General features: G+C 36.8%; 3 protein-coding genes and 1 pseudogene. All 4 read right to left on the reverse strand.

All coding sequences use genetic code 11. The annotated features are described in order from the left end of the window. A pseudogene (locus ACFO5Y_RS11780) lies at positions 1–820 on the reverse strand (IS30 family transposase); the annotation flags it as partial. Positions 821–958: 138 nt separating this feature from the next. Then, entirely contained in the window at positions 959–1,888 is a 930-nt protein-coding gene (locus ACFO5Y_RS06800; RefSeq protein ID WP_197105337.1) for a manganese-dependent inorganic pyrophosphatase, read from the reverse strand. Between the two features lie 75 nt (positions 1,889–1,963). Continuing rightward, positions 1,964–4,459: a DNA topoisomerase IV subunit A gene (parC, locus tag ACFO5Y_RS06805; RefSeq protein ID WP_197105338.1), complete on the reverse strand. Its 2,496-nt coding sequence runs from the start codon at positions 4,457–4,459 to the stop codon at positions 1,964–1,966. Further along, on the reverse strand, positions 4,449–6,548 hold the full coding sequence (gene parE, locus ACFO5Y_RS06810) for a DNA topoisomerase IV subunit B (RefSeq protein ID WP_197105339.1): 2,100 nt from the start codon (positions 6,546–6,548) through the stop codon (positions 4,449–4,451). Before parE ends, parC begins: the two co-directional genes overlap by 11 nt. Between the last annotated feature and the right edge of the window lie 125 nt (positions 6,549–6,673).

Below are 6,673 nucleotides of genomic sequence, written 5' to 3' on the forward strand. Positions count from 1 at the left end.
CTAGCGAGGTCTGTTTTCTTAGGAAAAAACTCACGCAGTAAACCGTTAGAGTTCTCATTGGTTCCTCTTTGCCAGGCACTATAAGCATCGGCAAATTAAAAATCAATCCCTGCTGCTTCGACCTCAGGATAACAAGCAAATTCTTTTCCTCGATCTGAGGTAAAGGACTTTAAAGCTTCCTTAGGTAAGTTTTCTCTCAAATCTTCAATCGCAGTTTGCATAGCAACTTTAGAGCGATTTGGCATGGGTAAAGCAATATATATACGGCTTTTTCGTTCTGCAAAGCTCGCAAAACAACCTTTACTCTTACCTCGAGAAGAAACAACTGTGTCGAGTTCCCAATGCCCGAACTCTTTTCGATTCTTCACAGATTTGGGGCGTTTTGAGATGGGAGTGCCGATATTTAACTTTCCTCGCGTTTCTTGAGGCTCTCGACTTTTCCCTTTGTGTCTTAAGACAGTTAGGGGACCTTTAAGATATCTTGGTAAATCCAGTTATAGATGGATTTAAAGGAAAGTTTTCCCTGATAATCTCGTCCAACAATTTGTTCAGGTGACCATGTACGTTCTAATTTATCTTGAATGTCTTTAAGTATCTCGACCGTGTACTTAGGATTTCTACCCTTAAGACGTGCACGTTGATTGGCACCTTCATGGGTATCCTGAGCTTGGTATTGATCTGAAGGACATCGTTTAAGTTCTCGATAAATCGTTGACCGATGGCGCCCGATTAATTGAGCAATGCGATTAATTTTATAGCCTTCTTGATAGAGTATTTCTATTTTTGAACGTTCCTCTATGGTAAGATGTGTGTAGCTCATAACAGACCTCCGTGTTTATGTTTTTGTCGTTACTAACATTTTACACGAACCTGTTATGGGTTTCTTTATTTGTCGCACTTAATTTTACAATTCATCAATAAAAAAACTGGTGAAGATAGCCTCACCAGTTTAATTTGCTTAGTCTGAAAAAGCTTCAGTTAATTGAGGTACAATTTGTTTTTTACGTGATACAACACCAGGTAAAGTAACAACCTCTTCAACCACTGGTTGTTTGAATGCTTTTTCAACTGGAATAGTATTCTCGCCAAGAACAAAAGCCATTGAATCGCTCTCTAAGATATCAGTAATAAGTAGAACAAATAAATCAAAGTTATTTGCAGCAATTTCTTCGCGCATTGCTTCTAATAATTCATCTTTACGTCCTAACATCTCATCAAAACCAATCGCATTGATTTGACCAATACGTACTGATTTTTCATTCATATCAAAAGTTTTTGAATCAGATTGAACTAACTCAAGTGCTGATTTAGCACTTAATTTTGTTCCAGCTTTTAATAATTCAAGACCGTATTTATCAATATTTACATCCGCAATTTTTGCTAATTCAATCGCAATTTTCTCATCTTGAGATGTACTTGTTGGTGATTTGAATAATAACGTATCAGAGATAATCGCTGATAACATTAAGCCTGCGATTGCTTTTGGAACATCAATGTTATTTTCTTTGAATAGTTTATAAATAACACTTGCTGTACTTCCAATTGGTTCTGCACGGTAGAATAATGGATTAGATGTTTCAAAGTTAGCAATTCTATGGTGATCGATAACGAAATCAACTTCAACCTCATCTAAATCATTCACTGATTGTGTAGCTTCGTTATGGTCAACTAAAGCGACGCGTTCTACTTCATTTGAAACAGATGACACAACACGTGGTCTCTCAACGTTAAAATAATCTAATGCAAATTGAGTTTCTTCATTGGGTGTACCAAGAGCCACAGCTTCTGACTCATGACCGATTTTTTCTAAATAAAAACTAAATGCAATCGCTGACGCTATCGCATCAGTGTCTGGATTTTTATGTCCAAAGACTAAATATTTTGACATGAATATATTCCTCCTTACGGTTAATTCTAATATAGTTTATCATTATATTACTAAAAAATGAATGACCTTTTCTAACTATTCATCATTTTTAGATTCTTGATTAATTAGTTTTAGTTGAGCGAGATGTATATCAAGTACATTCCCTAGTTTTTCAATTTCCTTAACAGCAGAACCGTTTGATAATCGTTCTGATATTGGATAATCATTCGGTTGAATCTCACTTTCAAAGCCAGTATCACCATATACGACTAATGGTGCATCGGCATCTGTAATTGCTAACGCATTGATTAGACGATGTGGTTGAGACTTCAATTCTTTTAATAATAGAATACCACGGCTACCACGAGAAGCTGATCCAACAATACCTGGTTTAAATCGTTTAATATTCCCTCTTTGAGTTAATCCAACAATTTGTGTATTTGTATCATCTTCGATAATTAAGGCAGCAGCAACATAATCTTCTTCTTTAAGGTTTATACCAATAACCCCTTGTGCTCGTAAACTATAACTAGACACTTCGCTAATCGGATATCTTAAACTATAACTACGATGTGTTAAGAATACGACTTCGTAGTTAGTCTTATCTTTGATAGGTATCGCTGAGATAAGCTCGTCGTCTTTTTTCAATTTCATAGCAACAGCTGATTTTGTTTTGTAACTTCTAAATGTTACAAATTCATCGAGTCTTGTTTGTTTAATCATTCCTAAACGAGTAGCAAGAAGCACCTTGTCTTCAGCAATACTTGAATCTGCATCACCAATACCTTGAACAGCTTTAAAGGCAGCAATGAGTTGCTCACCCTCTTTTAGACGGTATTTTTGTGAGATGTGCATTCCCATATCATTCCAACGGATATCAGGTAATTCATTGACTGGTATGTAAATGTAATTTCCTTTGTTAGTAATCATGACGATCGCATCATAAGTACTTAATTTCTCCACATAAATTGCATAATCGAATTCACGACGCCCCAAATTCAATGTATCTGACGAATTAAATGAACGGTGACTTGTCCGTTTAACATAACCTTCATTCGTTACAGATACAACGACATCTTCTTGAGGAATTAGAAGTGTTGATTCAATCGTAATTTCTTCAACTTCAGCCTCAATTTCAGTTCGACGTGGTGTTGCGAATTTCTTTTTCACATCGCTTAATTCATTAACTAATACTTTATTTAAAATATCAGCATTCGCTAAGATATTCTCGTACATACCAATTCGTTCATTCAATTCTAAACGCTCATTTTGTAGAGCAGTAATATCAGTATTGGTTAAACGATATAATTGGAGTGAAACGATCGCTTCTGCTTGTTCGTTTGAGAATTCAAATTCTTTTACTAAATTTTCTTTCGCATTAGATTTATTTTCACTTTGACGGATGGTTGCAATCACTTCATCTAAGATTGACATCACACGAATTAACCCATCTACAATGTGTAAACGCGTCTTATCTTGTGCCAATTGGAATCTCGTCCGTCTTGTGATTACTTCACGTTGGTGATCGATATAAGATTCAAGAATTAGTTGTAAATTCGCTAATACAGGACGTCTATTATGAATCGCAATCATATTAAAGTGATAATTCACTTGTAAGTCTGAATTTTTCAATAAATAATTCAATACAGCATCGGCATCTACATCACGTTTTAATTCAACTACAAGGCGAACCCCATCACGGTCCGATTCATCGCGGACTTCTGAAATTCCCTCTAATTTTCTTTGTAGGCGAATATCATCTAAACGCTGGATGAGTTTGGATTTGTTCACATCATAAGGGAGTTCAGTCGCAACAATTTGAGACTTACCACCCTTAAGTGTTTCAATATCGATTTTAGATCGAACAACGACTTTTCCGTTCCCATTCTCATAAGCGTTACTTAAATCTTTCGCTCCTTGAATAATCCCGCCGGTTGGGAAATCTGGACCCTTGATGAATTTTAATAAATCAGAGAGTTCATATTTCTTATGTTTCAATATATAAATAACTGCGTCAATGACTTCACCTAAATTATGAGGCGGAATCTCAGTCGCATAACCGGCTGAAATACCTGTCGCTCCATTGACAATTAAGTTAGGGTATCTAGCCGGCAAGACAATTGGTTCTTCGATTGTGTCATCAAAGTTAAGCGCATAATCAATTGTTTCGTAGTTAATGTCTTCTAATAGTAAAGACGCAATGGGTGATAAACGAGCTTCCGTATAACGCATCGCTGCAGCCGGATCCCCGTCCATACTCCCGTTATTCCCGTGCATATCAATTAATGGCTCTCGTAACTTCCAATCTTGACTTAAACGGACCATCGCTTCATACACAGAGGAGTCCCCATGAGGGTGATAGTTACCAATAACATTCCCGACAGTCTTAGCTGACTTACGATAAGGGTTTTCAGACGTATTGCGGTCTTGTTGCATCGCAAATAATATACGACGTTGTACTGGTTTCAATCCGTCTCTTATATCAGGCAAGGCACGGTCTTGAATAATATATTTAGAATAGCGACCAAATCGGTCACCAATGACGTCTGCGAACGTCAGTTCTTCAATGTGTTCATTTGGATTAACGACCATTTATATCATCCTCACTAAATAAATTTATCTGAGATTCACTATCGTCACGATTTAAATCAATCTCGGGTTCAGAATGATTTTCTAACTTTTCTTTGACATCGATATTTGCTTCCTCGTCTTTTTGACTCGTACTGATATCAGATTCTTTAAGTAATGTATCTTCTTCGTCCAAGGTAAAGCGGACATTACTTTCAATCCATTTACGTCTTGGTTCTACTTTACTTCCCATTAAAGTTGTTAATCGTCTCTCAGACATGGCTGCATCATCAATGGTTACACGGATTAATAAACGCGATTCAGGATTCATCGTTGTATCCCACAATTGATCAGCATTCATCTCACCTAAACCTTTATAACGTTGTAAGATATAGCCTTTTCCAACTTGTTTAATTTTTTCTTCTAATTCTTCATCTGTCCAAGCGTATTCAATGACTTCTTTCTTACCTTTTCCCTTACTTACTTTGTAAAGAGGTGGCATCGCCAAGTAGACTTTTCCAGCCTCTAGTAAAGGTTTCATGTAACGATAGAAGAACGTAAGTAGTAATACTTGAATATGAGCCCCATCGGTATCCGCATCGGTCATAATAATGACTTTATCATAGTTAGATTCAATGACATTGAAATCATTCCCAACCCCGGCACCAATTGTATAAATCATCGTATTAATCTCTTCGTTTTTTAGAATATCAGCCATCGATGCTTTTTCAGTATTGATGACTTTACCTCGTAAAGGTAAAATTGCTTGATATCGACGGTCACGTCCCAATTTGGCTGACCCGCCAGCTGAATCTCCTTCGACTAAATAAAGTTCGTTTTTTGAAGCATCTTTTGATTGTGCTTTAGTTAATTTTCCAGAAATTAGTTTTTCTTGTTGAGATTTCTTAGCCCCCGTACGTGCCGCATCTCTAGCTTTTCTGGCTAATTCTCGTGTTTCACGCGCTTTAATCGCCTTACGTAAAATCATTTGACTGAAGTTACCATTTTCATTTAAGTAAGCTGATAAAAATTCATTCACGGCATTATCAACTAATTGGCGTGCTTTTGGCGTACCCAGTTTATCTTTTGTTTGACCCTCGAATTGTAAGTACTGTTCAGGCACACGAACAGATATAACGGCGGCTAACCCTTCACGCACATCTGATCCTTCGAGATTTTTGTCTTTCTCTTTTAATAAGCCTGATTTACGTGCATATTCATTGAACGCTTTTGTAATCCCCGTCTTCATACCAGTTTCATGCGTTCCCCCACCATAAGTGCGGACATTATTAGCAAAAGAAAGAATTGTTTCAGAATAGCCATCGTTATATTGCATAGCAAAATCAATCTCGAATTCATCCACAACGGTTGAAAGATTCGCAATCTCTCCCATCGTATCTTTTTCTTCGTTTAAGTAATTGATGAAATCATGTAATCCATTTTCAAATAAAAATGTTTCGCTTTCTTCATGAATTTTATCCTCAATGGTAATTTCTAAGCCTTTTAATAAATAAGCAGACTCACGGAATCGCTCACTTATCGTGCTATAACTGATTTTTGAACTTCCGAAAATACTATCATCCGGCATAAAATGCACCGTCGTCCCTGTCATGGATTTCGAAGGTGCTTTTGTTTTCTTCAATTTCGTCGCTGGTTTCCCGCCATCTTCAAAGCGCATTGTATATTTGTAACCATCACGATAAACGGTTACTTCTAACCAGCTTGATAAAGCATTAACAACACTCGCTCCAACACCATGGAGTCCTCCGGCAGATTTATAACCACCTTGACCGAATTTACCTCCGGCATGAAGCACTGTGAAGATAACTTGAATTGTTGGAATACCACTATCGTGTAAACCAATGGGCATCCCACGTCCATTATCTTCAATTAAGACGCTACCATCTTCTAGCAACGTAATATTTATCTTATCAGCAAATCCACTTAACGCTTCGTCTACTGAATTATCTACTATCTCATATATTAAATGATGCAAGCCTTTTTGATCCGTCGATCCAATGTACATACCCGGACGCTTACGTACAGCGTCAAGTCCTTCGAGTATTTGAATGGCATCATCATTATAATTTGTAAGGTTTGGTTTCTGTGCCAATATTACACCTCTTTTTTCTATAAATAATCAACTTCTTTATCATATCAAAAATTTCGGCGGATTTTATAATGAAGTTAGCCACTTCAAAAAATCCAATTAAATAAAAAACGCCATGTGAATTTCAT

This window comes from Ruoffia tabacinasalis (assembly GCF_042652985.1).
GTDB classification, from domain to species: domain Bacteria; phylum Bacillota; class Bacilli; order Lactobacillales; family Aerococcaceae; genus Ruoffia; species Ruoffia tabacinasalis.